23 protein-coding genes and 3 pseudogenes are annotated in these 25,529 nt (G+C 69.9%); 14 read left to right on the forward strand and 12 right to left on the reverse strand.

Annotated elements, in window-relative coordinates:
* Nucleotides 1-24 precede the first annotated feature (24 nt).
* Together ACFQRD_RS07260 and ACFQRD_RS07265 are read left to right on the forward strand one after the other, a co-directional pair.
* Nucleotides 25-1,869 (forward strand): flavin-containing monooxygenase, encoded by a 1,845-nt coding sequence (locus ACFQRD_RS07260; protein ID WP_377803632.1) that lies wholly within the window; start codon nucleotides 25-27, stop codon nucleotides 1,867-1,869.
* 105 nt (nucleotides 1,870-1,974) lie between these two features.
* On the forward strand, nucleotides 1,975-2,967 hold the full coding sequence (locus tag ACFQRD_RS07265; protein WP_377018594.1) for an SDR family NAD(P)-dependent oxidoreductase: 993 nt from the start codon (nucleotides 1,975-1,977) through the stop codon (nucleotides 2,965-2,967).
* Between the two features lie 12 nt (nucleotides 2,968-2,979).
* Here ACFQRD_RS07265 and ACFQRD_RS07270 read toward each other — a convergent pair whose 3' ends face one another.
* Nucleotides 2,980-3,855 (reverse strand): helix-turn-helix transcriptional regulator, encoded by an 876-nt coding sequence (locus ACFQRD_RS07270; protein WP_377018595.1) that lies wholly within the window; start codon nucleotides 3,853-3,855, stop codon nucleotides 2,980-2,982.
* A 193-nt stretch (nucleotides 3,856-4,048) separates the two neighbouring features.
* Between ACFQRD_RS07270 and ACFQRD_RS07275 the strand changes: the two genes are divergently transcribed.
* Nucleotides 4,049-4,921, forward strand: a complete 873-nt coding sequence (locus ACFQRD_RS07275) for a class I SAM-dependent methyltransferase (RefSeq protein ID WP_377018596.1) — start codon at nucleotides 4,049-4,051, stop codon at nucleotides 4,919-4,921.
* Between the two features lie 294 nt (nucleotides 4,922-5,215).
* On the opposite strand, the gene ACFQRD_RS07280 is transcribed toward ACFQRD_RS07275, so the two are convergent.
* The 4 genes from ACFQRD_RS07280 to ACFQRD_RS07295 form a co-directional block, all read right to left on the reverse strand.
* Nucleotides 5,216-6,031: a carbohydrate ABC transporter permease gene (locus ACFQRD_RS07280; protein ID WP_377018597.1), complete on the reverse strand. Its 816-nt coding sequence runs from the start codon at nucleotides 6,029-6,031 to the stop codon at nucleotides 5,216-5,218.
* A 182-nt stretch (nucleotides 6,032-6,213) separates the two neighbouring features.
* Nucleotides 6,214-7,179, reverse strand: a complete 966-nt coding sequence (locus tag ACFQRD_RS07285) for a carbohydrate ABC transporter permease (RefSeq protein ID WP_377018599.1) — start codon at nucleotides 7,177-7,179, stop codon at nucleotides 6,214-6,216.
* 9 nt (nucleotides 7,180-7,188) lie between these two features.
* Entirely contained in the window at nucleotides 7,189-8,511 is a 1,323-nt protein-coding gene (locus ACFQRD_RS07290; protein WP_377018600.1) for an extracellular solute-binding protein, read from the reverse strand.
* A complete protein-coding gene (locus ACFQRD_RS07295; protein ID WP_377018601.1) occupies nucleotides 8,511-10,589 on the reverse strand; it encodes a glycoside hydrolase family 127 protein in 2,079 nt (692 codons plus the stop codon). The genes ACFQRD_RS07290 and ACFQRD_RS07295 overlap by 1 nt, the downstream gene beginning before the upstream one ends.
* A gap of 157 nt (nucleotides 10,590-10,746) precedes the next feature.
* Here ACFQRD_RS07295 and ACFQRD_RS07300 point away from each other — a divergent pair, with 157 nt between their 5' ends.
* Nucleotides 10,747-11,733, forward strand: a complete 987-nt coding sequence (locus ACFQRD_RS07300; RefSeq protein WP_377018613.1) for a LacI family DNA-binding transcriptional regulator — start codon at nucleotides 10,747-10,749, stop codon at nucleotides 11,731-11,733.
* Nucleotides 11,734-11,756: 23 nt separating this feature from the next.
* Here ACFQRD_RS07300 and surE read toward each other — a convergent pair whose 3' ends face one another.
* The 3 genes from surE to ACFQRD_RS07315 all read right to left on the reverse strand — a co-directional run bounded on the left by surE (nucleotide 11,757) and on the right by ACFQRD_RS07315 (nucleotide 15,511).
* Nucleotides 11,757-12,548 (reverse strand): 5'/3'-nucleotidase SurE, encoded by a 792-nt coding sequence (surE, locus tag ACFQRD_RS07305; protein WP_377018602.1) that lies wholly within the window; start codon nucleotides 12,546-12,548, stop codon nucleotides 11,757-11,759.
* Nucleotides 12,548-13,480 (reverse strand): PfkB family carbohydrate kinase, encoded by a 933-nt coding sequence (locus tag ACFQRD_RS07310; RefSeq protein ID WP_377018603.1) that lies wholly within the window; start codon nucleotides 13,478-13,480, stop codon nucleotides 12,548-12,550. The genes surE and ACFQRD_RS07310 overlap by 1 nt, the downstream gene beginning before the upstream one ends.
* 501 nt (nucleotides 13,481-13,981) lie before the next feature.
* Entirely contained in the window at nucleotides 13,982-15,511 is a 1,530-nt protein-coding gene (locus ACFQRD_RS07315) for an adenosine deaminase (RefSeq protein ID WP_377018604.1), read from the reverse strand.
* A gap of 203 nt (nucleotides 15,512-15,714) precedes the next feature.
* Between ACFQRD_RS07315 and ACFQRD_RS07320 the strand changes: the two genes are divergently transcribed.
* The 4 genes from ACFQRD_RS07320 to ACFQRD_RS07335 all read left to right on the forward strand — a co-directional run bounded on the left by ACFQRD_RS07320 (nucleotide 15,715) and on the right by ACFQRD_RS07335 (nucleotide 18,175).
* Nucleotides 15,715-16,881, forward strand: a complete 1,167-nt coding sequence (locus ACFQRD_RS07320) for an FAD-dependent oxidoreductase (protein WP_377018606.1) — start codon at nucleotides 15,715-15,717, stop codon at nucleotides 16,879-16,881.
* A 155-nt stretch (nucleotides 16,882-17,036) separates the two neighbouring features.
* Entirely contained in the window at nucleotides 17,037-17,579 is a 543-nt protein-coding gene (locus ACFQRD_RS07325) for a TetR/AcrR family transcriptional regulator (RefSeq protein WP_377018607.1), read from the forward strand.
* Nucleotides 17,580-17,827: 248 nt separating this feature from the next.
* A complete protein-coding gene (locus ACFQRD_RS07330; protein WP_377018608.1) occupies nucleotides 17,828-18,016 on the forward strand; it encodes a hypothetical protein in 189 nt (62 codons plus the stop codon).
* 12 nt (nucleotides 18,017-18,028) lie between these two features.
* Nucleotides 18,029-18,175: a hypothetical protein gene (locus ACFQRD_RS07335; RefSeq protein ID WP_377018609.1), complete on the forward strand. Its 147-nt coding sequence runs from the start codon at nucleotides 18,029-18,031 to the stop codon at nucleotides 18,173-18,175.
* A gap of 127 nt (nucleotides 18,176-18,302) precedes the next feature.
* Here the strand turns inward: ACFQRD_RS07335 and ACFQRD_RS07340 are convergent, their stop codons facing one another.
* Complete coding sequence (locus ACFQRD_RS07340) at nucleotides 18,303-19,022, reverse strand: hypothetical protein (protein ID WP_377018610.1); 720 nt, start codon at nucleotides 19,020-19,022, stop codon at nucleotides 18,303-18,305.
* A gap of 171 nt (nucleotides 19,023-19,193) precedes the next feature.
* On the opposite strand from ACFQRD_RS07340, the gene ACFQRD_RS07345 reads away from it, so the two are divergent.
* The 3 genes and pseudogenes from ACFQRD_RS07345 to ACFQRD_RS07355 all read left to right on the forward strand — a co-directional run.
* Nucleotides 19,194-19,478 carry a hypothetical protein gene (locus ACFQRD_RS07345; RefSeq protein ID WP_377018611.1) on the forward strand — a complete coding sequence of 95 codons (285 nt, stop codon included), beginning with the start codon at nucleotides 19,194-19,196 and terminating at the stop codon, nucleotides 19,476-19,478.
* 83 nt (nucleotides 19,479-19,561) lie between these two features.
* Nucleotides 19,562-20,460, forward strand: a pseudogene (locus ACFQRD_RS07350) (IS110 family transposase); the annotation flags it as partial.
* 118 nt (nucleotides 20,461-20,578) lie between these two features.
* Nucleotides 20,579-20,752 (forward strand): annotated as a pseudogene (locus ACFQRD_RS07355) (DDE-type integrase/transposase/recombinase); the annotation flags it as partial.
* A gap of 69 nt (nucleotides 20,753-20,821) precedes the next feature.
* On the opposite strand, the gene ACFQRD_RS07360 reads toward ACFQRD_RS07355, so the two are convergent.
* Nucleotides 20,822-21,145, reverse strand: a complete 324-nt coding sequence (locus ACFQRD_RS07360; protein ID WP_377019650.1) for a hypothetical protein — start codon at nucleotides 21,143-21,145, stop codon at nucleotides 20,822-20,824.
* 252 nt (nucleotides 21,146-21,397) lie between these two features.
* Between ACFQRD_RS07360 and ACFQRD_RS07365 the strand changes: the two genes are divergently transcribed.
* The gene (locus ACFQRD_RS07365; protein ID WP_377019649.1) at nucleotides 21,398-22,483 is read left to right on the forward strand and encodes a hypothetical protein; all 1,086 of its coding nucleotides are present in this window, start codon (nucleotides 21,398-21,400) and stop codon (nucleotides 22,481-22,483) included.
* A gap of 81 nt (nucleotides 22,484-22,564) precedes the next feature.
* Here the strand turns inward: ACFQRD_RS07365 and ACFQRD_RS07370 are convergent, their stop codons facing one another.
* Nucleotides 22,565-23,386, reverse strand: a complete 822-nt coding sequence (locus tag ACFQRD_RS07370) for a TetR/AcrR family transcriptional regulator (RefSeq protein ID WP_377019648.1) — start codon at nucleotides 23,384-23,386, stop codon at nucleotides 22,565-22,567.
* A 136-nt stretch (nucleotides 23,387-23,522) separates the two neighbouring features.
* Between ACFQRD_RS07370 and ACFQRD_RS07375 the strand changes: the two genes are divergently transcribed.
* Nucleotides 23,523-23,738 carry a dihydrofolate reductase family protein gene (locus ACFQRD_RS07375; RefSeq protein WP_377019647.1) on the forward strand — a complete coding sequence of 72 codons (216 nt, stop codon included), beginning with the start codon at nucleotides 23,523-23,525 and terminating at the stop codon, nucleotides 23,736-23,738.
* Between the two features lie 373 nt (nucleotides 23,739-24,111).
* A pseudogene (locus tag ACFQRD_RS07380) lies at nucleotides 24,112-24,539 on the forward strand (IS3 family transposase); the annotation flags it as partial.
* Between the two features lie 66 nt (nucleotides 24,540-24,605).
* On the opposite strand, the gene ACFQRD_RS07385 reads toward ACFQRD_RS07380, so the two are convergent.
* Nucleotides 24,606-25,505 (reverse strand): helix-turn-helix transcriptional regulator, encoded by a 900-nt coding sequence (locus ACFQRD_RS07385; RefSeq protein WP_377803633.1) that lies wholly within the window; start codon nucleotides 25,503-25,505, stop codon nucleotides 24,606-24,608.
* Nucleotides 25,506-25,529: the final 24 nt, after the last annotated feature.

Consider the following 25,529-nt stretch of genomic DNA (forward strand, 5'->3'; position numbering starts at 1 on the left):
CCCCACCCTCGAGAGAGGACCTGTATGACATCCACGTCGCACGGTGCCGACGACGTCGACCTCGAAGCCCTCCGCCGGAAGCACGCCCAGGAGCGCGACCGCCGCATCCGGCCCGATGGCGCGCGGCAGTACCGCGGCACCACCGGCGAGTTCGGCTACTACGCGAAGGACCCGTACACCCCGCGGGCGGAACGGGAGCCGGTCACCACGGACGTGGAGGCCCTCGTGATCGGCGCCGGGTTCGGCGGTCTGCTCACCGCCTCGTTCCTGCGGGAGCGCGGCGTGCAGGACCTGCGGCTCATGGACGAGGCCGGTGACGTCGGCGGGACCTGGTACTGGAACCGATACCCCGGCGTGCGCTGCGACATCGAGTCCTACGTGTACATGCCGCTGCTCGAGGAGACCGGGTACATGCCCTCGCAGCGGTACGCCCCCGGGGAGGAGATCCGCCGGCACGCGGTGCGCATCGCGGAGCACTTCGACCTCTACCGCGACACCCTGTTCCACACTCGCGCGACCGGGCTCAGCTGGGACGAGGACTCGACGATGTGGATCGTCGAGACGGACCGCCAGGACCGCTTCCGCGCCCGCTACGTGGTCACCTCATCCGGCACGCTCACCCAGCCGAAGCTCCCCGGCATCCCCGGGATCGAGAACTTTCGCGGCCACACCTTCCACACCAGCCGCTGGGACTACGGCTACACCGGCGGCGATGCCGAGGGCGGGATGACCGGGCTCGCCGACAGGACGGTCGCGGTCGTGGGAACCGGGGCCACGGGCCTGCAGATCGTGCCGCACCTGGCTCGGGACGCCGGCCGTCTGCTCGTCTTCCAGCGCACCCCGTCCACGGTCGATGTGCGCGACAACCGGCCGACGGACCCCGAGTGGGCACGCTCCCTCGAACCCGGCTGGCAGCGGGAGCGGATGGATAACTTCCTCGAGGTCCTCGCCGGGGAGGAGGTCGAGCGCTGCCTGGTGACCGACGGGTGGACGGCCACCGCTCACCTGCAGCGCAAGATCCTCTCGGGGGCCGTGGACGAATCCGTCGACGCCGACGAGCGCGAGCGCCGCGACGAGCGCGACGACGCCGTGACCATGAACCGGCTCCGGGAGAGGGTCGAGGCGGTCGTGGACGATCCCGAGGTCGCCGAGGCGCTCAAGCCCTGGTACCGGTACATGTGCAAGCGACCCGGCTTCAGCGACGAGTACCTGCAGGCCTTCAACCGCCCCACCGTCACCCTCGTGGACACCGCCGATCACGGCGGCATCGCCAGCATGAGCGAGGACGCGATCGTGGTGGGCGAGACCGAGTACCCAGTGGACTGCGTCATCTTCGCCACCGGGTTCGAGACCGGTGTCTCCGGGGTCGTCTCCGGCACGCTGCCGGTGATCGGCCGCGGCGGCCGACCGCTGCTGGAGGCGTGGGGCCGCGGGCCCCGCACGCTGCATGGATTCTCCACCCACGGGTTCCCGAACCTCTTCCAGCTCGGCGCCGTCCAGAACGCGAACTCGGTGAAATTCGTGCATATCCTGCAGGAGCAGGCGCTGCACATCGCCGAGGTCATCGCCCGCGCGCAGCAGGAAGGTGCGCGGTGGGTGGAGCCGTCCCCGCAGGCCCAGGAGGAGTGGGTCCGCACGGTCCGCGAGACCGCCCGGGACGAGTCCCGCTTCCAGGCCGAATGCACCCCGGGGTACTACAACGCGGAGGGCCAGCAGTCGATCACCGGGTTCACCTTCTCGCCCGGACCCGTCGTCTTCCACCGCCTGCTGCGGCAATGGCGGCGCGGCGACATGGCCGACATGCTCGTGCGCACCGACGAAGATGCCGACCGACGCACGGCGGCACCCGTCGGGGCAGGGGTGTCGTGACCAGCAGGCCGGAAGCAGGACGCCCCGACATGTCCGCGTCCCTCGTCGAGGGCGACGGCAGCACCCCCGGCGGCTGACCGCCGCCGCGACTGAAGGAGAGCACGCATGTCCCACCTCACCGCCGCATCCTCGATCCGCGACTGGCTGGCCGATCCGGCCGGAGCACCCCTGATCGAAGGACTTCTCGCCCAGGCGGACGTCCCCGCCGACACCCGCGCACAGATCGCCCCGCTGCCGCTCCAGCAGCTGGTCACCCTGAGCCAGGGTGCCCTGACCCAGGACGCCGTGGACGAGATGGTCCGCACCGTCAACGGCGGGCAGCTCCCGGAGGAGGCCGCCCCGACGGTCCCGGCCGGCGCCCGCTTCGAGGGCAGGACCGTCGTCGTCACCGGCGCCGCCGGCGGCATCGGAGCGGCGACGGCGTCGCGGATCGCGCACGAGGGCGGCCGTGTCATCGCCGTCGACCTCTCCGAGGACCGTCTCGCCCGGTTCGCCGCAGAGCACGAGCAGCTGGACGTCATCGCTGTGGCCGGGAACATCACCGAGGCGGAGTCGATCGACCGCATCGTCGCCGCGGCCGGGCAGAGCATCCACGGGCTCGCGAACGTGGCCGGTATCAACGACGACTTCTCCCCGCTGCACGAGACCAGCGACGAGATGTGGGACCGGGTGATGGGCGTGAACGTCACCGGCACCTTCAAGCTGACCCGGGCGATCCTGCCCGCCATGATCGCCGCCTCCGCCGGCTCGATCGTCAACGTCGCCAGCGAGGCCGCCCTGCGCGGCAACGCCGCCGGCAATGCCTACACCACGTCCAAGCACGCCGTGGTGGGGCTGACGAAGTCCGCGGCGTTCATGTACGGACCCCACGGCATCCGGGTCAACGCGGTCGCGCCCGGCGGTGTGGCCACCGGCATCCCGTTCCCGCCGTCGATGTCCGAGACGGGCTCGGAGCGCCTGCGCCCGTTCCAGAAGCAGATCCCCACGCTGGCGACACCCGAGCAGATCGCGGCCTCGATCACGTTCCTGCTCTCCGACGACGGCGTCAACCTCAACGGCGTCGTGCTGCCCACCGATGGCGGGTGGCACGTGCAGTGACGCCGCGAGGTCTCATGCCCGCTGATCGCGGCGCCAGCGCTGCGGGGTGACGCCGTAGAGGGCGCGAAAGCGCCTGACCAGGTACGTCGCTTCCCTCAGTCCGGTCTGCGCGGCGATCACGCCGAGCGGCAGGTCGGTCTCCCGGAGCAGGCGCCGCACCTCGGTCATCCGCCGTTCGGTGATCCAGTCGAGCAGGGGTCGTCCGGTGCGTGCACGCACCACGGTGGTGAGGTGACCCGGTGTGTAGCCGAGGGACTCGGCGAGGTCGGTGACGGTCAGCGGCCCGCGGAATCTCGCCTCTATCTGCTCGAAGACTCGCTCCACCAGCGGGTCGGGGGTCGAGGCCTCCCCTGGGAACAGCCGTGCGGCCGCGACCAGGATCCGGGTCAGGAGTGCGCTGACCGCATCGCGGGCCCCCGGGCGCTCCGGTGCCGCGAGCTCTTCCGCGAGATCGCCGATCCAGGTCGACCAGCGGGCGCGGTCACGGTCGGGAACGAGTGCGGCTCCGGAGCCGGGGGCGAACATCGCGAACAGTGGGTGGTGTGTCCAGGCCAGTGGCGAGAGCGATGACAGGGCCGGGACGGCGTCGGCGCTGAACGCGATGGCGTTCCCCCGGCATCGTGACGCCTCGGCGAGGTCGGAGGCGTCCACCACCCTGCCCGGTGGCACGGCGTGGAGCTCCCCCGCGCGGGCCGCGGGCGGGGCACCGTCGGTCTGGAACGGTCCCGCGGGATCCTCGAGATAGAGCAGGACGAAGAAGTCGTGGGCGTGGCGATGATCCGGGGCCGACGCCGCGCCGCCGGTGCTCGGATCGAAGCGGGTCACGCTCACCGTCGGCGCGCCGGCACGCTGGTCGAAGCGATAGACCGGTGTGCCGTCGGGACGCACCGTCCGCAGCCTCCGTCGCGGAGCATGGGATCCCTCGACCGAAGAATGTGCCATTCTGCCCCGTTTCTGTGCCGTCCACTGACCGAATGATGTCCAAGGCTGGGGTCAACGATACGGCGACCCGGTCACCGATCGCGCCCGTGCGGCACGCCGCCGCGGGACTCGCGCGGCGGCACCCGACGAAGGAGACCAGATGACGAGCCGGCCCGACGTCCGCATCCTCGATCACCGCACGCCGCAGGAACGGGACCGCTCCTTCCTGCCCGGCATCGGCCGCGCCTGGCTGATGCCGCTGTACGACATCATCACCAAGGTGGCCGGCGCCGGCGCAGTGCACCGTCGCGGCGCCGAGCTCGCCGGCATCAGAGCCGGGGAGTCGGTGCTCGACGTGGGCTGCGGCACCGGCAACTTCGCTCTCACGATTCTCGGTCGCCAGCACGGTGCCCAGGTCACGGGTCTGGACCCGGACGGTGGTGCTCTGCGACGAGCGGCGCGCAAGGCCCGACGGCGCGGCTTCCCACTCACCCTGATCCGCGGGTACGCCGACCGTCTCCCCGTGGAGGACTCCTCACTGGACCACATCGTCTCCGCGCTGGCCCTGCACCACGTCGAGGCCGCGGACCGGGCGCGTTTCGCCGCCGAGGCGCTTCGGGCACTCCGGCCCGGCGGCACCATCACCATCGCCGACTTCGATGGGCCAAGGTCCGACGCCGAGCACGAGGGCGGGAGCACGCACGGGAGTCACGCGGCGCTCGGGAGCGAGGCCGCGAGTGGCCACGGCCATGGACGCGCACGTGGGGGCGGCCGTGGTCGCAGTCGCGCAGCTGGGGGCGGCCATGGCCACCCCCGCGCGGGCGGCCATGGACCGGCTCACGCGATGCGCCACCTCCTTGCCGTGCTGCCGACCCGCAGAGCACCGGTGCCCACCGTCGGCGACAAGGAGGGCGGCGACGATAACGGGATCGTCACCCTCCTCACCGAGGCCGGATTCGACCGAGCCCGCGAACTCGACCATATCCAGGACCGCACCGGGCGCGTGAGCTTCGTGCAGGCGACCCATTCGTGAGAACACCGCATTTCCAGCGTCGGTGTCTGTGTCGAGGCCCGGTTCCTCGGAGTCCGGTTCCTCGGAGCCGCATGGCGGGCAGGCCGATGGAGGGCTGGCCGACTGGCGGGGGACGGATGTCGACTCGGCGGTACTCCAGGGGACAGGCGCGGCATATATGGCCGCGCCTGTCGATGTGAGTACCGTCCAGCAGGATCCACCCCGGTGCCCGCGCCCGCCAACCGCCGCACAGCCCGGCTCCTGCACGGGGCTCCGGGTTCGGCGCCGCCGCCCCGAGCTCCGCGGCCTGACGGCTCAGCCCTTCACGGCCCCAGCGGCCAAGCCCTTCACGTAGAACCGCTGCAGGCTGACGTAGAGGATCACGCAGGGGATCATCGCGATCACGGCGCCGGCGACGAGCTGGCCGTAGTTGACCTCGCCGTAGGTGCCCACCTGGATGTTCAGCAGGGCGACGGGCAGGGTGAAGTACCGCTCGGTGGTCAGCAGTGTCAGGGCGCCCAGGAACTCCGTCCACGAGGTGAGGAACGCATACAGCGCGGCGCTGGCCATGCCGGGCAGGATCATCGGCCGCAGCACGCTGACCAGCATCCGGCCGGTTCCGGCGCCGTCGACGATCGCCGAGTCCTCGAGCGCCTGGGGCACGGTGTCGAAGGTGTTCTTCATGACGAAGATGCCGAAAGGCAGGGCGAAGTTCGTCGAGAAGAGGATCAGCCCGAACCGCGAATCGGTCAGTCCCACGGAGTTCATCAGCAGGTACAGCGGGGTGAGGATCGCCTGGAACGGCACCATCATCGACAGCAGTATGAGGCTGAAGGCGAGCCGTGCCCCGCGGAAGCGGAACTTCGAGAACCCGTAGCCGCCGAGGGTCGCGACCACCGCCGTCAGCGCCGCGGTGGACAGCGAGACGACGATGGAGTTGACCACCGGGCGCCACATCGTCGCCTCCCCGGAGAGGAAGATCGCGAAGTTCTCCCCGGTCAGGTCGAACATCTCGCCGAGCCCGGGCGTCCCGAGGATCACGTCGTTGGGCTGGAAGGCCCGCAGGATCGACCAGGCCAGCGGCACGGTGAAGATCAGGGCGAACAGGGTGCCCAGCACGATGTAGGGCACCAGGCGGCGATCCTTGGTGACCGAGACCGGGTTGGCCGGTGGCTGGCCGCTCGTCGTGCCACCACCGGACGGCCGGCCGCTCGTGCTGTCGGCGGGTGGGCGGCCGCGTGCCGGGTCGCCGGACGATGGTCGGCCGGAGGCGGCCGGTGCCTGCGCGTCGGATGCGTGTTCGCGCGAGAGGCTCATTGGTCGTCACTTCCTCTCAGGAGCACGAACTGGGCCGCGGTGATCAGCGCCGTGAACACCACGAGGATCAGCGAGATCGCCGTGGCCGAGCCGAGCTGCATCTCGACGAAGGCGCGGTTGTAGATGTAGGCGACGATGGTCATGGTGTCCGTGCCCGGGCCGCCCTTGGTGAGGATGTAGAACTGGTTGAAGGCCAGGAACGAGCCGATCACGGAGATGATCAGCGACATCCCGATGGCCGGGCGGATGATCGGCACCGTCACCGACAGCTCCCGGCGCAGCCAACTGGCCCCGTCGATGTCGGCCGCCTCGTACACCTCCGAGGGGATGCCCTGCATGGCCGAGAGCAGAAGGATCATCGTCAGCCCCGGCACCGCCCAGATCACCAGCAGCGACAGCAGGATCGTGGCCTGTGTGCCATCCAGCAGCCAGGCGGTGGAGCCGTCGGTGATGCCGAGGCCGGCGAGGATCCGGTTGATCACGCCCGAGTTCGGCTGCGCCTCCAGCACCAGCATGTAGCTCAGGGTGGTCAGGCCCACCACGAAGGGGATGAAGAAGATCGTGCGCAGCAGCGTCGAGCCGGGCCGGTTGGCGCGCACGATCACGGCCAGGCCGTAGCCCAGCAGCAGGATCGGCAGGGTCACGATCGCGGTGTACAGCAGGGTGTAGCGCAGCGCCTTCCACATCCCCGGGTCCGCCAGCGCTTGGGTGTAGTTGGCCAGCCCCACGAAGCGGTACTCGCCGATCAGCGGCCAGTTGGTGAAGGAGATGTAGGCGGCGAACACGATCGGGATCAGGGCGAAGAACGAGACCAGGGCGATGGCCGGAGCCACCAGGAGCATCCCGGTTCTCGGGCGGTGGGTCAGCGAACTGGGACGGCGCCGGGGCCGGGGCGGCATCGCCTCGGCCACCGGTCTCGCCCCGGTCGGTCCCAGCCGCGCCTCAGCGTCGAGTGCGGACATCACGGGCTCCTAGAGTTGGGTCTGGGTGAGGATGCGGTCGTACTCGGACTGGGCCTCGGCCATGGCGCCGGGGACGTCGCCGTCGAACACGGCCCGACGGACCATCGCCAGCCACGGCCCGGCCTGCTGGTTGTAGAGCAGGTTGTAGGCCAGCGTCGAGGGCACGTACCCCTCGTCGAGGTTGGTCACCGGCACCACGGCCTGCTCGTAGGTCGAGGAGAACTCCTCGTCGGCGCTGTCGGAGCGAATGGGCATGTAGCCCGAGGCGGGCATCGAGCGCTGCATCTCGAGCTCGAGGCAGTAGCGCAGGAACTGCCAGGCGCCGGACGGGTTGCGGGCGCCGTTGAGGATGCACATGTTGTCCCCGCCGGAGAAGGTGGCCACGCCGCCCTCGGGCCCCGGCAGCAGCACGTTCTGCGAGATCGGCCGGAAGTCCTCCTCGGCCTCGGTGACGCAGACGCTGTAGTTGCCGGGGAAGAAGACGACCTCGCCGGAGCGGTAGTCGTTGCCCCATTGGGCGCCGTCCTCGACGAAGCTGCGCTGCGGCACGAGCTCGTCGACCCACAGCTGGCGGTGGAACTCCAGGACGGCTTCGACCGTCTCGTTCCCGTGCACGTTCCCGGACTGCTCACCGAGCTCACCGGTGAGCAGGTCCGTATCGGCGGCCCAGATCATGGGCTGGATCGTGAAGCCCATGGCACCGGCGGCGTTGCCGGGGAAGGACCATGGGTGCACGTCGGGCAGGGCCTGCTTGATCGTCTGGCAGGCCTCCATCAGGGAGTCCAGGCTGCCGGCGACTTCGCCGAGCTCGAAACCCGCCTGCCCCAGCAGCTCGGTGTTGGCGAACAGGGTGGAGTAGTCCCCGGCGAACGGGGCTCCGTAGATGCGGTCTTGGTAGGTGACCAGGCCGACGTGCCCCGCCGAGAGCTGGTCGAAGAACGGCAGGGACTCGACGAGCTCGGTGACGTCGGCGAAGGCGTCGCGCACGTAGAACAGCGGGCAGTTGATCAGGTCGAAGTCGACCAGGTCCGGCACCGAGCCGCCGCGGATGGAGGTGGCGAGCTTGGTGACGTACTGCGCGTCGGGGATCGGCAGGACCTGGACCTCGAGATCTTCGTGCTCCTCGTTGAAGGCGGCGGCGACGGCCTGGATCGCGGTCTGGGTCGCCGCACGGCACCACACCGTGACCGTGCCGGTGGCGTCCTCCCCGAAGCCGGGCGCCGAGGTGTCCGTCGGCGGGAGGCTGCCGGCGCACCCGGCGAGCGCGGCCAGGCCCGTCGCGCCGGCGCCGAGGCCGAGCCCCGAACGGAGGAGACTGCGCCGGGTGAGCATCATTCCTCCTCGAGGGGCAGCCACACCCGCATCGGCTCCACGCCCCGGTTGGCCCACGCGAAGTAGGGGATCGCGGTCCACGTGGCCGCGGTGCGGGTCTCGGCGGCGTCCGGGCTGCCGTGGACGGGGTAGGGCCAGGCCGCAGCGGAGTCGGAGACCTGGACGACGCTGCCGTCGACGGCCAGCGGCACCGCGCCGTCCAGCTCCGGGATCGCAGCGCCGGGCTGCGGGACCTTGGCGGGGTCGACGGCCGCGTCGTCGACGGTGAGCGCGTCCGGCTGGTCGGCGTTCTCCAGGGCGTAGACCAGCGGGCCGCGCTCGAGGGCGACGGCGCCGCGGGAGGCGTCCAGGCGGTGATGGGCGCCGACGAAGCGCGGCGTCAGATCCAGCTGCAGCTCCAGCTCGTCGCCGGGGGAGAAGACCTCAACGAGCTCGACCTGCTCGGCGTCGCCGGGGATCGGGACGTCCTGGCCGCGCAGCGTCAGCCGCGCGGCGCCGCGGGAGAACGGCGGGATCCGCAGGGTGAGCCGACGGGCCGAGCCCGGAGCCGCGTCGATGCGCAGACGGACCAGGCCGTCGTAGGGGTACTCGGTGGTGACCGAGACGCGCAGCTCGTCCGAGCCGTCGGCCGCACCGACCCCGGTGCTCCAGGTGCCGGTGGCGTACTGGTGGATCTGCAGGCCGTCGGCCGTGGCGGTCGCCACCAGGTGATCCAGGCTCGCAAACGTGCGCATGATGTTGGGCGGGCAGCAGGCGCAGTCGAACCAGCCGCGGCGGCCGTGGGCGATCGAGCGGCCCTCGTCGGCCAGCGCGCCCTCGCGCAGCTGGAGGGAGTTGACGTAGAAGTACTCGGTCCCGGTCAGGGAGACCCCGGCCAGGAACGCGTTGTACAGCAGCCGCTCGACGGCGTCGGCGTACTGCGGCTTGCCGGTGGCCAGCAGCAGGCGCCACGCCCACTGGATGGCGCCGATGGCGGCGCAGGTCTCGGCGTAGCCGCGGTCGGTGGTCATCTCGAACGGGTCGCCGAAGGCCTCGAAGTCCCAGCGGGCGCCCATGCCGCCGGTGACGTAGGTCTTGGTGGCCAGGAGGTCGGCGAAGACGGCCTCGGTGCGGGCCAGCAGCTCGGCGTCACCGTCCTCGATGGCCTGGTCGGTGGCGCCGGCGAACAGGTACAGGGCGCGCACGGCGTGGCCTTCGACCGACGTCGTCTCCCGCACCGGCACCCGGGCGGAGAAGTACCCGGGTCCCGGGCGGGCGCCGGGGAAGGTCTCCTCGCGGCCGCGCACATCGAGGAAGAAGCGGGCAAGATCTTTGATCTCCTCGCGGCCGGTGTAGCGGTACAGCTCCACCAGGGCCATCTCGATCACGGGGTGGCCGCCGGTCGCCGCTCGCCCCTCGGGGCCGAAGATCGTGCGGAGGTGATCGACGATGCGCAGCGCGACCTCCAGCAGTGCCGTCTCGCCGGCGTTGCGGGCCAGGGCGACGGCGGCCTGGATGAGGTGGCCGTAGCAGTACAGCTCGTGGTTCCAGGCGAGGTTGGTGTAGCGCTCGGCGGGGGAGTGGCGCAGGGTGTGGACGGCGTTGAGATAGCCGTCCTCCTGCTGGGCAGAGGCGATCAGCGCGGTCACCTCGCGGGCCATCGCGCGCAGGGCCTCGTCGTCCTCGCGGCCCAGCTCGAAGGCGACGGCCTCGAGCCACTTGTAGACGTCGGAGTCCTGGAAGATCATCCCCGAGGCCTCGCCCTGCTCGGTCCCGGCGACGATCCGGAAGTTGCGGAACGTTCCCGAGGTCTCGAGCTGTTCGTAGCCCGACCGCAGTGCTGCCGTGCGGTTGCGCTGCTGGCGGGTGTGCCAGAAGCCGCCGGTGATGCGGGCGGCGCCCGGGTTGAGGGGCCGCAGCACGGCACGGGCCGAGTCGGTCGGGATGGCGGGGGCGGCGAGGTGCCCGCCGGCGGAACCGGAGGTCAGCGACTCGGAGGGGGGAGCGTCGTGCGCCTGGCGGTCACCGGTCGGGGATGCGCCGTCGGCGAGGCCGGAGCCGCTCACGGGGGCGGGCGCGGAGGTCGATGCATGGGTCATCTGGGACGAGCCTCACTGTGTGCGTCGTTGCGGAAAGTGCGGAAATCGCGTTTCTGTGGAGATAATGGCACGCGTTCCCGCGGTGCCACAACCCCCGCCGTCCACCCCGCCGACCCCGGCGGAGCCCGGGAGCACGCCAGGAGGTCACGTGAAGAACATGTCGAAGCCGATGCCGCGCATCGCCGATGTCGCCGCGCTCGCCGGGGTCTCGGTCAGCACCGCCTCGAAGGCGCTGAACGAGACGGGACAGCTGCGCGCGGACACCCGGGTGCGGGTCAAGGAGGCGGCCTCCGAGCTCGGCTTCGTGATCGGGGCCAACGGCCGCGGCCCGGCCGATACCCGCACGTACACCGTGGGCCTGCTGACCACGGACAGCTTCGGGCGCTTCACGATCCCGCTGCTGATGGGCGTGGAGGACGCGCTGGCCGCCGGGAAGATGGCGATCATCCTGTGCGACACCCGGGACGACGTGCTGCGCGAGCGCCACTACCTGCAGTCCCTCCAGGAGCGGCGGGTGGACGGCCTGATCATCACCGGCCGCACCACCGATCCGCGGCCCTCGATCGGCCTGGATCTGCCGACGGTCTACGCCTTCTCGCCGTCCGATGACCCCGAGGACTTCGCGGTGGTGGCCGACGAGGGGGCCGGTGCGGCGATGGCCGCCGAGCATCTGGCCTCGATGGGCTCGCGCCGCATCGTCCACGTCACCGGGCCGCAGCGCCACCACTCGGCCTCCTCCCGCGCGGTCGCGGTGGCCGAGTCGCTGGGGGAGTCCCTGATCGCGCCGCCGCTGTTCGGGCACTGGTCCGAGGAGTGGGGCCGCAACGCGGTGGACATGCTGCTGGCTTCCCATCCCGACGTGGACGGTTTCTCCTGCGGCTCGGACCAGATCGCCCGCGGGGTCACCGACCGGCTGCGCGAGAGGGGCATCGAGGTGCCCGCCCAGGTGCGGGTTGTCGGCTTCGACAACTGGGACGTGATGGCGCTGGCCTCACGGCCTCGGCTGACCACTGTGGACATGGGGCTGGCGGAGCTGGGGCGCCTGGCCGGTCGCACTCTGCTGGACCTGGTCGAGGGCGAGGATGAGCCGCCCCGGCGCCAGGTCCTCACGCCCCGCCTGGAGGTGCGGGGCTCGAGTTTGTGAGGGCGGCGTGTGCCGCCACGCCGCTATCCGCGAATCTGGCTGACCAGGTCCTCCAGTGCCACAGCGGGATCCTCGGTGACGGAGCGGATGGCGGTGAGGGTGGCATAGCCGTCCGCCAGCAGGGCCGCGTCACTGCCTGGACGCGGCCGGGCGGAGGGCGAGGACACGGCCAGGCGGACATGGTCGTCGGCCCCCTCGTCCCTCTCGGTCGCCGTGGTCTGGGCGACGCCGAACTCGGCCAGGGTCGCCGCCCGGAGCTCGGGGAGGGTGTCCCCGGCGGAGATCGGCACGTTGAGGTTCAGGACGGTGCCGCGGGGCTGCTCGGCGAGGCGGGGGATGACCTGCTGGGCCAGGGCGGATGCCGCCGTCCAGTCCAGCACCTCGGACCCCGTGGGCGCTTCCTGCGAGACGGCCAGCGCTCGCAGCCCGTTGACGCCTCCGGTCAGGGCGGCCCCCACCGTTCCCGAGTGGAGGACGACCTGGCCGACGTTGATGCCGCGGTTGATGCCGGAGAGGACCAGATCCGGCGTCGGGCCGAAGGTGCCATGGCCGGCGAGGAGCGTGATGAGCCCGGGGCCGGCCTCCACGGCGAAGGCGGTCACTCCGTCGAGGCCGGCGAGTCCGCGTCGCTCGTACAGGATGCGGCCGTCCTCCTGCGCCACCGTGATGGAGGCGCTGCTGCCGCTGGCCTCGGAGGCGGGGGCAGCGATGAGCAGTTCGAGCCCCGCGTCGAGGGCGGCCTGCGCGAGGCGGTGGAGCCCCGGGGAGTCGATGCCGTCGTCGTTGGTGACGAGCGCCGTGAGGGCCCGCTCCATCACTCGTCTCCCACGGAGTCGAGGGGGCGGATGCTCACCAGCTCGCGCAGCCGGTGGACGGTCTCGCGGGTGCCCGAGCCCAGTCCGTGACGGGTGACGTTCAGGGCCCCGGCGGCCGCGCCCAGCGTCACGGCCTCCTGGAAGTCGGCTCCGGCCGCCATCGCGGCCGCGACCCCGGCGGTGAGCGAGTCGCCGCCGCCATGGGTGTCCACGACCTCGAGCGTGGGCATCTGCACCTCGCTCAGCTCCCCGTCCGACAGCAGCAAGGTGGGCTCGTCCGCGCGAGTGACGATCGCATGGGAGGCCCCTTCCGACGTCAGCTGCTGCATCGCGCGGACCAGCTCGGGCACGTCGGTGCCCGCGGCGCGACCGTCGGCCTCCAGCTCATCGTGGGCGGTCTTGACGACGCTGAGACCACCGGCGAGTGCCATGGTCAGCCGCTTCCCCGAGAGGTCGGCGATCACCTGGCAGCCCACCGTGTTCAGGTCGGAGGCGAGCCTCCGGTAGATCGTCGCGGGCACGATGTCCTCCCTCACCGCGCCGCTGAGCATCACGGTCCCGGCGTCCATGCCGGCCTTGAGCGTGAGGCCGTAGAGCTCGTCGAGGTCGTGGCGGGTGATCCGGTCTCCGCCGGCCTCGGCGATGCTCACCCGTTCGCCGTCGCGGCGGTCGTGGATGTAGGCGCCGTTGTGCGCGCTGCCGTCGACGGCGAGCAGCTCGATCCCCTCATCGTCGATCAGGTGGCGAAGCAGGCGGCCGGTCTCGCCGGCGATCACGGAGCACATCGTCACCTCGACGCCGAGGGCGCGCAGCATCCGTGCATGCCAGATTCCCTGACCACCGGCGTGGATGTGGATCTCCGGCTCCCCGTGCTGCCCCTCCACCGTCACGGTGAGCACGGGTGCGGGCGCGAAGACGACGACGTGTCCCATGTGCGCTTCCTTCCGTCGACCTGTCCGGGTCGCTGGCACCGCAGGGTACGTGGCGGGAACTCGCAGGGGAACGGTTGGTCCGAGTGGTCGGTCGGTGCCTGCGTAGCGGGTAGGACCCGGGTGGCATCGGGCACCTGGCAAGAAAGTGGGACCCGGGTGGCATCGGGCACCTGGCAAGAAAGTGGGACCCGGGTGGCATCGGGCACCTGGCAAGAAGGTGTAGCACAGCGGCACGCGACCCCTCTGAGAGAAGGGCACGGGCCGCTCAGCTACAGGTTCGTGCCAGCGCCCGCCGCGCTGGCGGAGGAGAGTTGGGCGAGAACCGGTTTCGACCTATTGGGCGGTACTCCAGCCTCCCGACGCGGCATATACGGGCGCGCCTGGTCGTGTGAGTACCGCTCAGCAGGATGCGGCACGCCGCCCCGCGCTGCAGCGAGCGCGCCTGGTCCTTGCGCCGCGCGCCTACCCCTCCCGAGCCTGTTCCGTGCGCCGCCCGCGCGCCTACCCCTCCCGCGCGACACGGAAGGCCGGCAGCACGACCTCCTCGCGCAGCTCCCGCCGCTGCTCGGCGGGGGCGAAGCCCGCATCCAGGCCCGTCAGCACGATCTGCTCCAGATCCTCGAGGCTCCAGTCGAAGGTGCTCGCGGAGATCGCCATCTCCCGGGAGGTGCTGGTGCGGCTCATCAGCCGGTTGTCCGAGCTGATCGCCACCGCGAAGCCGTGCTGGTGCAGCGGACCGACGGGGTGGCCGGCGAGATCGGTCGCGGCGCCGGTCTGCAGATTCGAGCTCGGGCACACCTCGAGGCAGACCTGCTCTCGGTGGATGCGGCCGGCGGTCGGCCCGAGCTCGTCATCGGAGATGTCCTCGATCAGCCGCACGCCGTGCCCGATCCGCTCGGCCCCGCAGTCCAGTGCGTCGGCGATCGAGGCGGGCCTGTCGGCCTCGCCGGCGTGGATCGTCACCCGCACCCCGTGGCGCCGGGCGAGGTCGAACTGGGCGCGGAACCGGCTCGCAGGGAAACCGGCTTCGGGCCCGGCGAGGTCGATGCCCACCACGCCGGAATCGCGACGGGCGCGGGCGATCTCGACCAGGTCATCGCTGGGCTCGAGGTGACGGAGGTAGGCCAGCAGCTGGCCGACGACGATCCGGTGCCCGCCGGCCGCGGCAGCCGCCACGCCCTCGTCGAGCCCGTCCTGGACGGCCTGGACCGCCTCATCGAGGGTGAGCCCGGCGCCGGTGTGCTGGTGGGGAGCCCACCGAGTCTCGGCGTAGACGACCCCGTCGGCGGCCATGTCCTCCACGAATTCGCGGGCGATGCGGCGCAGCTCGGGAGCCGTCTGCATGAGGGCGAGGGTGCGCTCGAAGGTGGAGAGGTAGGCCGGCAGGGAGCCGGAATCGGCGGTGGCGCGGAACCACTCGGCGATCTCCTCCGCGCTCTGACCGGGCGGGTCGATGTCGTGGTCGCGGCACAGCTCGAGCACGGTCTCGGGGCGCAGGCCGCCGTCGAGGTGGTCGTGCAGGGCGACCTTGGGCAGGGACCGGACGTCATCGGCGTGGAGGTGCATCAGGGCAGGATATGCCGAGCCTGTGTTCTTGTACTGCTGCGACAGGACCTCGGCGGCGTGGGCGTCGGCCCGGCACGTCGACATCGGCACCTGCTCGAAAGAACTGCGCGGCACGGGGTCGCGACACAGGCGAGCAGTGCGGGCCTCGTCCCAGTCGACATGCACGAACCAGCCGCCCTCCTCATGGGCAACGTCCCGCACGACCCCGACGGCACATACCTCCTGTCGCCGGGAGAGGTAGGCCCAGATCAGGTCGCCGATCTGCATCGTGCGGAACCCGCTGCGCAGGCACCACCGCTCGACCGGCTGCGACCGTGCGATCGCCTCCCACACGGCGGTGGCATCGCGCCTCTCGAGCCAGTCACCGGGTTGGTGCTCGAGATGGGCGGCCGGGTTGACGGGCAGCAGCCACTGCGTGCGGGCGGTGCCGTCCGGATCGGTGCCGATCGAGTGATGCGCGTTCACATAAGTCCTATCCGTCGCCCGGGCGCCACGAGGCGTCAGGATAAGAGTTATCCGTACACCTCACGTCGCGCTCTCTTCGATGACTGGGGCGACAGCGGCTCGGGCGCGGATATGCGAGAACCCGGGTGGCCTTTCCAGCAGCGCTCTACAGATGTAGTGTGCTCTACATCTGTAGAGAGTGAGTGACGTACGGGGGATAGGCCATGCGGATCCTGATCGTGGGCGCCGGCATCGCCGGCCTGACGCTCGCGGCGCTGCTGCAGCGTCAGGGCGAGTCGCCGACGGTGATCGACCGCCGCCACGAGGACGCCGACCTCGGCTACGGCCTGGCGCTGTGGCCGCACGGCAGCCGCGTCTTCCACGCCCTCGGCGTCCACGACGCCTTCATCGAGCGCAGCGAACCGATGAGCCGCTACGTTGCCCGGGACGGGGCCGGCACCGAGCTGACCTCCTCGTCGATGCCCGAGAGCATCGCCGACTACGGCCACCTCGGCATCATCGACCGCGGCGATCTGCTGGGCATCCTGCGCGACGCCGCCGACGGCCTCGACCTCCGCGACGGAGTCAGCATCGAGCACCTCACCCCGCGCGGCGAGCAGGTCGAGACCGTGCTGAGCGATGGCACCGAGGCGAGCTTCGACCTCGTCGTCGGCGCCGACGGGATCCGCTCCCGGGTGCGAGAGCTGATGCTCGGCCGGCGGATACCCGACCACGACACCGGCTGGGGCTGCTACGTGTGGTGGGCCGACGCCGACCTGGCGGCCCCGGGGGAGACCACCGAGCGCTGGGGCGCCGGCAGCTTCCTGGGCACCTACCCCAGCCGCGACCAACTGTGCGTCATCGCCGGGGCGCCGCTGGAGACGCTCCGCGGCGATGCGGCCGACGGGGTCGGCCGCGCCGACGGGGCCGGCCGCGCCGCCCGCCTCGCCTCTCTGCTTCGGCCCTACGGCGTGCCAGTCGACCGCTACCTCGCCGACCTCCCGGCCGACGACGAGCCGCTGTTCCTATGGCGCATGGCCGACGTGCGCTCACCGCTTTGGACCGACGGCCGCATCGCCCTGGTCGGCGACGCGGCCGCCGCGTTCCTGCCCACCGCCGGCATCGGAGCGTCCATGGCACTGGAATCCGCCGCCGCCCTGGCCAACGAGCTCTCCCGCACCGACGAGACGTACGTGGCCAAAGCGCTGAAGCTCTACGAACGCCGACGGCGCCGGCGGGTCGAGGGCGCCCAGACTCAGTCGCGCCGGCTGGCGAAGCTGATGTTCGTCCGCTCACCGGTCGCGGCCTGGGCCCGCGACCAGGCCCTGCGCCACGCCACCATGGAGCAGGTCGTCGGCCCGCTGATCAAGGACCTCCGCCGGCCGATCTGAGGCGCCGCCTCCCCGCGGAACCGGACCGCTCAGCGGGGTAGGTTCCCAAAAGGTCCCACCAGGTGGAACCTCTCGGAACCGAGTTGCTCCGAGTAGGCACCGAGAGCGGAGGATCTGGCATGCGTGGCAAGGGCGAGCACGAGAGAGGAGGGGCCATGTCGGCTGCGGATGAGCGCCGGGAACGGATCGCGGACGCGGTCATCGACGTCCTCGCCGAGCGCGGGAGCCGGGGCCTGACCCATCGGGCGGTCGACGAGGTGGCGGGGCTGCCGACGGGCTCGACCTCCTACTACTTCCGCACCCGCGCGGCCCTTCTCGCCGCGGCCGTGCCCCGACTGGCCGAGCTCGACGTCTGGGCGCTGGACGGCAGCGACCAGCACCAGCAACTCGTGGCCATCCTCCACGACGCGCTGCACGGAGCCGGCCGGCGCCGCACTCTCGCCCGCTACGAGCTGGTGCTGGAGGCCGCGCGACGTCCAGAGATCCAGCGCGCCATGGCGGAGGGCAATGCCCGCGTCATCCAACGCGTCGCGGCCCTGTTCCCCGCGGCCTCGGATGCCGAGGCGCAACGCCGCGCCCGCGACGTGCTCGCCCTGGTCGACGGGCTGTTGCTGTTGAACGTGACCTGTCCGGAACAGCAGCGCATCCCTGCCGAGGAGATCGCCGCGTCGGTGGTCCGGGTACTCGAGCTGCCTTGAGCCCCGTGACTTGGGCCGGGAGCGGCCCGGAGCCCCGTGACCCTGGCCCTGCCCATCCCTGAGCCAGGTGACCCTGAGCCTCGGAAGGCCTGAGACAGGGGTGGCGATAGCTGCCGGCGGCGGTCACCACCGTGTGGTCCGACGACGGATATCGGGTGCGCCCGCTCGTTGCCCATGCCACGATCGCGAGCGAATGCCGAGCGCATAGCAGGGCCGCGACGCCTCGCCAGGATCTCTGTGCTGACCTGGTGGCATACGCGTCTGTACCGTCGGCGCGCCTGACCACTCTGATCACGGTCACGATCAGCGTGGCCACCTTGTACGTGGCCCTGTTCGTGCTGAACCTCGACGTGGCGTGGTTCCTGGTGCCCCAGGAGTACTTGGAGACCACGCTCATACACAAGGCCGCATTGGGCACGTACATGTCGCTGGCTTAGGGCTTCTCGACCATGGGCGTGCTCGCCGGCGCGGTCGGCTCCAGCTTCGAGTCCGACGAGTCCGTGCGGCAGGTCGCCTACGGCCAGCGCGAGAAGTACCGGCTGCGCAGCATCGGTGACTCCACCGAGTCCCCGGCGGAAATGGCGCGCGCCGAGTGAGACGGGTCGACCCGGCGGCGATGGCGCGCGCGGAGTCAGGCACCTCGGCCCCCGCGGAATCGGCGCACGGAGCGAAACCGGCCGGCCCGCCTGTGGTGACACGGGACGACCGCGGCGACGCCCGGCCTCACCGCAGCAGGATCAGCTGGCGCAGCCACGGCACGTGCTCGCCCAGCAACGCGAACATCCCGTCCCCGAGCACGGCCAGGGCGCCGGCCGAGAGTACGGCCGCCAGCGCGCCCTGCAGCAACTGGCGGCGCGGCCCGATCAGCTCCATCACCCGCTCCGCGAAGCGTTCGTGCCGACCGACGGCTGCGGCGATCGTGACCGCCACCAGCGGAGCCTGGTAGACGAGGTTCCACAGCACCAGCAGCAGCGCGCGCACCGCCAGCCGCGGCTCCTGGGCCGCCATGCCCACGGAGATCGCGAAGCCCGGGTCGGCCAGGGCGGTGCCCGCGAACGCGACGCCGGCCATGACCAGCGGCACGGCGCCCAGGCGCTGCGGGGAGCTGCGGTTCTGCAGCGGGCCGTGCGGCGTGGGCGGCCGCCCGGCCTCGCGCGCCTGGTGCACGGCGAAGCCCGCGAGAGCGAGGCCGGCCACGACCTCGATCGCCCCGATCGCGTCGCTGGATTCCAGGACCGGCCGCAGCCAGCGCTCCAGCAGCGTCAGCAGCGGGTGCAGGAAAAGGGTGGCGGCGATGATCACCGTGGCGTAGCCGCCGTGGAAAGCCAGCAGATGGCGCAGGCGACCTCCGCGCAGCAGCACGCTGATCGCGATCACGCCGCCCAGCACGTCCACCGTGACCACGGCCAGCCCGAAGAATGCGAGAATCCCGGCGAAGGTCATGTCCGCAGGCTACGAGACTCTCAGAACCTCGCACGACAGGGTAAGTCGCCCGCACGTATGGGGGCCCTTCACCTGCGCGGGCGCTTAGTTCCCGCGGCCGTCAGGCCAGCGGGACTCGGCCGCCTGAATTTATCGGTGGGTCACCACCTGATGCTTCACTGCGACGTCACGTTGCCACAACGACACCGGCTCGGGAGGCCCTATCCCGGCATCCGTCCCGGCCACGCCGCACGGCCGTCGCCGCCTGTCACCACCGGCTTCGTCATCGGCTCTCTGGCCCGCTTCTCCCTGCTGGATTCCCGCCAGTTCCGCGACCCCGAGCCCGAGCTGCGGGTCGATTTCACCGATCCCGCTGCCGAGACCATCGGTGTGGAGCTGGTGTGCACCTCGGTCGCCTCCGACCGGGACGGAGCCCAGAACGACGGCTACACGTCGGATTGGACCCAGCACGAGTAGTCTGAGGTCTCTTCGTAACGTGGGTGCCGGCACCGGGTGTCGTGGCTGCGACCAGCAGTGATGCTCCAGGGAAGGACAGCATCATGGAACCGAGATGTGCGGTCGTGGTCGGCTTGGACGTGGTTAAGAGCGAGCATCACGCCTGCGCTCTGGACCCCGACGGGAACCGGCTGTTCGACAAGCCTCTGCCGCAGGACGAGGCCCAGCGCCGAGAGCTGTTCACCAGCCTGCAGAACCATGGCGAAGTGCTGATGGTCGTCGGCCAGCCCAACCCCAACACCATCGGTGCGCTGCCGATTGCAGTCGCCCGCGACGTCGGTTGCACCGTCGCCTATCTCCCGGGGCTGGCGATGCGGAAGGCCGCGGACCTGTATCCGGGCAGGTCGAAGACCGATGCGCGGGATGCGTTCATCATCGCCGACACCGCTCGCACCATGCCCCACACCCTTCGCAGCGTGGACCGTGACAGCGAGGTCCTCTCTTCCCTGAAGGTCCTCGCGGGCTGCGATAAGGACCTCGCCCATGAGACCACGAGGGCTCTGAACCGGATTCGCTCTCTGCTGGCGCAGATCCATCCCGCCCTCGAATGGGTCGTCACCGGTGGGAGCCTGGCCACGGGCTGGTCCTCGACCTCCTGGAGAAGTTCGGCGGCCCAACGGGGCTGAAGGCTGCGGGGCGCGGCAGAGTGCTGCGGTTCGCCCGCTCCCGTTCCCGGCGCGGTCCCGAAGCGCTGGTCGACCAGACCTTCAGTGCACTTGGCGAGCAGACCGTGGTCGTTCCCGCCACCGCGGCGGTGGAGATGGTGGTCCCACGGGTTGCTGGTCAGCTCAAGGAGCAACGGGCCACCGTGGCTCGGGAGGTCGAGGCAACGTTGGAGGACTTCGCTCTCGCTTCGGTCTTGATGAGCATGCTGGGGATCGGCATCAAAACCGCCGCTCAAATCCTCCTGGCCATCGGCGACGGCACCGCCTTCGAGCCCGCGAGGAGTCCTCCGAGCTGGGTGATGCGCGTCGGCGGATCCGGCCGCTGGAGCAGGAGAACGAGGTCCTGCGCCGCGCGGCCGCCTACCTCTCGCAGGCGAACCTGCCGGGAAAATCCTCTTGTGGCTGACCGATATCACCGAGCACTGGACCGACGAGGGCAAGCTCTACCTCTGCGCGATCAAGGACGTGTTCTCTCGCGGGATCCTCGGCTACTCCATCAGCGACCGGATGAAGGCCCGACTGGCGGTAAAGGCCTTGGACAAGGGCGTGCCACGGGACAGACCTCCGCGATGAGCCCTGGTAGGCCCGCGCCCGGAGGCCCCGGCTCCAGCACTGGGGTCCGTGGGCGGCTGAAAGCCACTACTTCACACCCACGGGCTCCAGGTCGTGAGCCTCTGGGCAGGGCGGCAAGGAGTCTGGGATGAGGAACAATATGGGTTCTCCCGGGTTTACGTGTTCATCGTGGTCCACTGCGGCGCGCAGGAGGTTCAGTCCAGTGGTGTCGATGTGGAGCGTTTCAGTCAGGTCGACGGTGACCTGACCCGCGGGATGCATATCGCGTGCCTTGAGGATCAGGGAGAACAGCGCCTGCTGGGATTCTTCGGTGAGGCAGCCCGTGGTGACGAGCCGCATCGCTCTACTATCGATCTCGGCGCGGACGATCACGGAGATGTTGTGAGTCATGAGGGAGAAAGAGGTCCGTCCTTCGAGGGTGGGCGACTGGCCGCCGCCGGTGACGACCCGAGGCCGACAGCCCCACCGTACGGTGCTGGCTGTGCAGGCTGGCGTCGACGCGTTCATGGTCACCGACCGTGAGGTAGGTACGACATCGCGACGACAGAACGGAATGCCGGGCGGCGTGGGCCTCTGCGTGTGCGGGGTCTGGGACCGGGACCGTCTCGCTGCGGACAATTGTGTCGATGCGATGCTGAGGGCATGGACTCGACGACCCCGATCCTTGGTTTATGTGCCGATCCTGGCGTTCCGGAGCGTGTCGCTGCGTCGATCGCCGACGACTTGACCGGACAGCTTTTCCGCAAAACTGGTCTGCGGTGGCGGGTGGAGGTCAGCGAAGAAGCGCTGCCGCTGGCCCCCGATGGCACCATTCAGCTGCTCGAGCACGCGCCACGGTTGCTGGCAGAGCACGGATGGGAGTCCTTCGTCTACCTCACCGATCTGCCGCGGTACCTTGATGATCACCCGGTGCTGCTCCAAGTGAGTACCGATGCCCGCGCCGCGCTGATCTCGCTGCCCCCGCTCGGCGCGGTACGAGTTGCCCCGCGGATTCGTGAGTTGCTGATCACGCTGGTGGGGGCGGCCTCATCCGCTGCAAGCCCGGACGCGCCGGCCATCGAGGCTGCAGTCAGTCGTGTGAAGGTCGAGCAGCGTCCGTCCTCCGACGAGAACGACCTGATGATCACGATGCTGACGGGACGCTTCCGCGCGGTGCGCATGTTGGCCGGGATGCTGCGCAGCAACCGCCCGGGTCGTTTGCTGCCGGCCATGACCGGAAGTTTCACCGTGGCTGTCGCATCTGGCGCCTTCGGCGTGTTCTACGGGACCCTGGCGAGCGTGGCCGATCCCCTGTCGAGCCTCCGCCTGCTGCTGGTCAGCGTCCTCGTCATCGGCGCTCTGACAAGCTGGCTGATCGTGTCGAACAACTTGTGGAACCGTGAGCCCCAGCAGAGCGATATATGGCAGACGCGCCTGGATAATATCTCCACGATCATCACCGTGGGAGTCAGCGTGGTGCTGATGTATCTCATCCTCTTCGCCGTCATGCTCGCGCTGTCGCTGGCGCTCATCGACGCGGGCTATCTCCGCGGCGAGTTGATGCACCCGATCGGCCTGGGCGACTACATCGACCTGGCATGGCTGACGGCGTCTCTGGGCACTCTGGCAGGTGCACTGGGGTCGAACTTCGACAACGAGGACGCGGTGCGCTTGGCCACCTACAGCCAGCGGTATCACGAGCGGCGTGAGCTCTTCGACACCTACGAGAAGACCAGGACGGGGCAATGAACGTCAGGACTCACCCAGGAGCATTCTCAGCACGGACCTGATGCGCTGATTGCGGCCGTCACCGGGTCACCGCAGCGTCGCTCAGGCCTGTGTGCTGATGGAGGCCGGATCTTCCCCGTGGGCAGGTTTGAGGAAGGCCCGAACCAGCTTGGCGAGATCGTTCATCGGTGCATCGTCGTGCGGATTGCTCTGCATGGCGCGCACAGTCTCCTCACGAGCAGCGAGGTTAAGTACCAAGGCGAGCACCGCCCGACTGGCGAATGGCGGGTCGATGCCGTCCCGGAGGAGACACTTCTCGTCGAGCTGGGCAAAGCACTGCTCGAGCACGTGTTCATGCACCCGATGCAACCGAGCCACCCGAAACCGGCTGGGAAGATCCTTGCTCACGGCCTCGGCATCCAAAGTGGCCAGGAGCTGGATCGGGTGAGACGCCGGATGCCACACCTCTGCCAGTGCCCGCAGCAGCGCGTCACCGTCGGTGCAATACTCGTCGAGATGATCGAGGGCACTCTGCGCGCGCGCTTCTAACCGATCCAGCACAGCATTCAAGAGCGCTTCTTTCGACCCAAAATGATGCAGCATTCCCGGGTGAGACAGACCCACATGGCTTGCGATATCTCGCAGGCTCGAGGCGTGGTACCCGTGCTCGGCGAACATCTCCGCGGCGCCATCGAGAACCTCCTCCCCGCGGGAGGTGTGATGGGCACCTGCTGGGCGACTGCGGTCCGTCGCTCCCGGTGACCGTGGCGGCGTTGCAGGCTCAGACGCGTCGGCCGGTGGAAGCTTGCTCAGAGGCGTTTCCCGCTTGGGAGAACCACCTGGATGCTCAGCACGATCCGTAGTCGTCGGTTTAACGGTGCTCAATGCTTCAGCCTGTCTGTCGCCTGCCGGGTGACCTGCCACGAAGCTTCAGAGGGCAGGCAGTCCCGCCCCGCTGGAGGTCCGTTCTCATCTAACTGAAGAGTACCGGATCCGATTTCGGAACGCCGCTCGTTCTCGAGAGACGGCCTCGGCAGAGCGCCGCTTCCCGAAGAGCCGCGTGGCCAACGTGCTCGTCGGCAGCGGCAAACTTGCGACAGAGCTGGACCGACTGGATCTGATCGACGAGTACACGTTCCTCGTCCATCCCATGATCGCCGGCCACGGCCCCACCCTGTACCAGGACGGACTGCCCAGCACCCGACGACTCGATCTGAACTCGGCGGAGCCGCTCAGCAACGGCGCGGTCGCCATGCACTATCGACGGGCTGATTGAGGTCCGTCATCCGAAGACGGCGCACCTCGAGATGTCACCTATCCGTGCAGCAGTCCCGGTTGAAATCCGCAATCTTGGCTGCCTTCATCACGCCGGCGGACGGCTGAACAAGCCCCATCTACGGCCTCGCCCTCCCTCCAGATCCCTTCTAGAGACAGGGTCTGCACGCGCGCTAGTGCCTTATAGAATCTGGATCCTGTCCCGGCCACCTCTGCGGGATCCACTCCACGACCCGCCGCATCACCGTGGCGACCGGGTCGCATCGCCCGCCCGGATCGCCTCGGTGACCTCGAGGTGCAGCTGGAGTCCATGAGGGTCATGAACCGGCCCAGGTTTGATGCTGCTGCTGTTTGAGTCCGGAAGGATGGACAGCATGCCGAAGAAGATCGATCCCCAGCTGCGCGCGAGGTGCGTGCGGCTCGTGCGCGAGCACCAGCAGGAGTACCCCACCCTGACCGCGGCGACGGCCGCGGTCGCCCGCCAGGAAGGCGTCTCGCGGGAGTCCGTGCGGCGCTGGCTGGCCCAGGCTGACGTCGACAACGAGACGAAGCCGGGCGTGACCAGTGAGGAGTCTGCCGAGGTCAAGCGACTGAAGGCGGAGGTCAAGCGGCTCCGGGAGGACAACGAGATCCTCCGGCGGGCCTCGATTTTCTTCGCGGGGGAGCTCGACCCCCGAGGCCGCTGATCCTCGCGTTCATCGACGAGATGAGGGCCGAGGGCTACGCAGTCGAGTCGATCCTCCGCGTCCTGCGCCAGCAGGGCCTGGAGATCGCTGCGAGGACCTACCGCGCCTGGAAGCGCCCAGCCAGCAACCTCAGGTCAGATCCTCACGAAAGCCAAGCGTCCAACCACTTCAGCAACGCGACACTAGGACTGCCAGGTGTCTTGTTCATCAGTGTTTTGCGTGGCGGACTCAGAGGGCTCGGTGGCTCCGCGCCCCCAGCTCATCAGGATGCTGAGCTTCTCCGCCGCGGGCGAGCCGACGTCGGCGGTGTAGGTGGAGAGGAACTGCCCTCCTGACTCCGGGACCTCCAGGGTCTCGTAGCTGAGTGTCATCACCCCGACGGTGGGGTGGAAGATGCGCTTGGTGCCGTGCCCGTGCTTGAACATGCGGTAGTCCGCCCAGAACCGGGCGAACTCCGGCGACGCCACCGACAGCTCGCCGACCAGCTCCTCCAACTCCGTATCTGGCTCGGCGGGGTTGTGCGCCGCCCGCAGCGCGGCAACGGTGGGTCCGGCGACCTCGTCCCAGTCCGGGTACCGGGTGCGGTTGGATGCGTCGAGGAACAGCCATCGGGCAACATTCCGGTCGCGCGCCGGCATGGCGGCGAAGTCCGCCAGCAGGATCGTGGCTGCCTGGTTCCAGGCCAGGATCTCCATGCGCGGTCCCTGGAGCAGCGCCGGAACAGGGTCTATGGCGTCGACCAGTGCACGCATCCCGCCCCGCACCCGCGACCTGGCCGTTCGCTGCGTGTGCGGGCGTGCAGGCTGCGGGCTGACAAGGCCGCGCAGGTGTTGCCGTTCCAGCGGGTCGAGCCGCAGCGCGTCCTCGATAGCAGTGAGGACCTGGTCCGAGACATCGCCGATGCGTCCCTGCTCCAACCTCGCGTAGTAGTCGACGCTCACCCCGGCCAATGCGGCCACCTCTTCGCGGCGCAGCCCCCGGCGCCGGCGCGGAACCGGCGACGGCGGTAAACCGACAGCCTCCGGATCAATCTGTGCCCGGCGTGAAGTCAGGAACTCGCGCAATCCGTTCAGCGTTGTCATCCTCCCAGTCTGCCGTCGCGCTCA

It is taken from the genome of Brachybacterium sp. GCM10030268 (genome assembly GCF_042666305.1).
Taxonomy (GTDB): Bacteria; Actinomycetota; Actinomycetes; order Actinomycetales; family Dermabacteraceae; genus Brachybacterium.

Coding starts and splice junctions, on each gene's coding strand:
- ACFQRD_RS07260 (WP_377803632.1), top strand. CDS start 25: ATGACATCCACGTCGCACGGTGCCGACGACGTCGACCTCGAAGCCCTC.
- ACFQRD_RS07265 (WP_377018594.1), top strand. CDS start 1,975: ATGTCCCACCTCACCGCCGCATCCTCGATCCGCGACTGGCTGGCCGAT.
- ACFQRD_RS07275 (WP_377018596.1), top strand. CDS start 4,049: ATGACGAGCCGGCCCGACGTCCGCATCCTCGATCACCGCACGCCGCAG.
- ACFQRD_RS07285 (WP_377018599.1), bottom strand. CDS start 7,179: ATGTCCGCACTCGACGCTGAGGCGCGGCTGGGACCGACCGGGGCGAGA.
- ACFQRD_RS07290 (WP_377018600.1), bottom strand. CDS start 8,511: ATGCTCACCCGGCGCAGTCTCCTCCGTTCGGGGCTCGGCCTCGGCGCC.
- ACFQRD_RS07295 (WP_377018601.1), bottom strand. CDS start 10,589: ATGACCCATGCATCGACCTCCGCGCCCGCCCCCGTGAGCGGCTCCGGC.
- ACFQRD_RS07300 (WP_377018613.1), top strand. CDS start 10,747: ATGTCGAAGCCGATGCCGCGCATCGCCGATGTCGCCGCGCTCGCCGGG.
- surE (WP_377018602.1), bottom strand. CDS start 12,548: ATGGAGCGGGCCCTCACGGCGCTCGTCACCAACGACGACGGCATCGAC.
- ACFQRD_RS07310 (WP_377018603.1), bottom strand. CDS start 13,480: ATGGGACACGTCGTCGTCTTCGCGCCCGCACCCGTGCTCACCGTGACG.
- ACFQRD_RS07320 (WP_377018606.1), top strand. CDS start 15,715: ATGCGGATCCTGATCGTGGGCGCCGGCATCGCCGGCCTGACGCTCGCG.
- ACFQRD_RS07325 (WP_377018607.1), top strand. CDS start 17,037: ATGTCGGCTGCGGATGAGCGCCGGGAACGGATCGCGGACGCGGTCATC.
- ACFQRD_RS07335 (WP_377018609.1), top strand. CDS start 18,029: ATGGGCGTGCTCGCCGGCGCGGTCGGCTCCAGCTTCGAGTCCGACGAG.
- ACFQRD_RS07340 (WP_377018610.1), bottom strand. CDS start 19,022: ATGACCTTCGCCGGGATTCTCGCATTCTTCGGGCTGGCCGTGGTCACG.
- ACFQRD_RS07360 (WP_377019650.1), bottom strand. CDS start 21,145: ATGACTCACAACATCTCCGTGATCGTCCGCGCCGAGATCGATAGTAGA.
- ACFQRD_RS07365 (WP_377019649.1), top strand. CDS start 21,398: ATGGACTCGACGACCCCGATCCTTGGTTTATGTGCCGATCCTGGCGTT.
- ACFQRD_RS07385 (WP_377803633.1), bottom strand. CDS start 25,505: ATGACAACGCTGAACGGATTGCGCGAGTTCCTGACTTCACGCCGGGCA.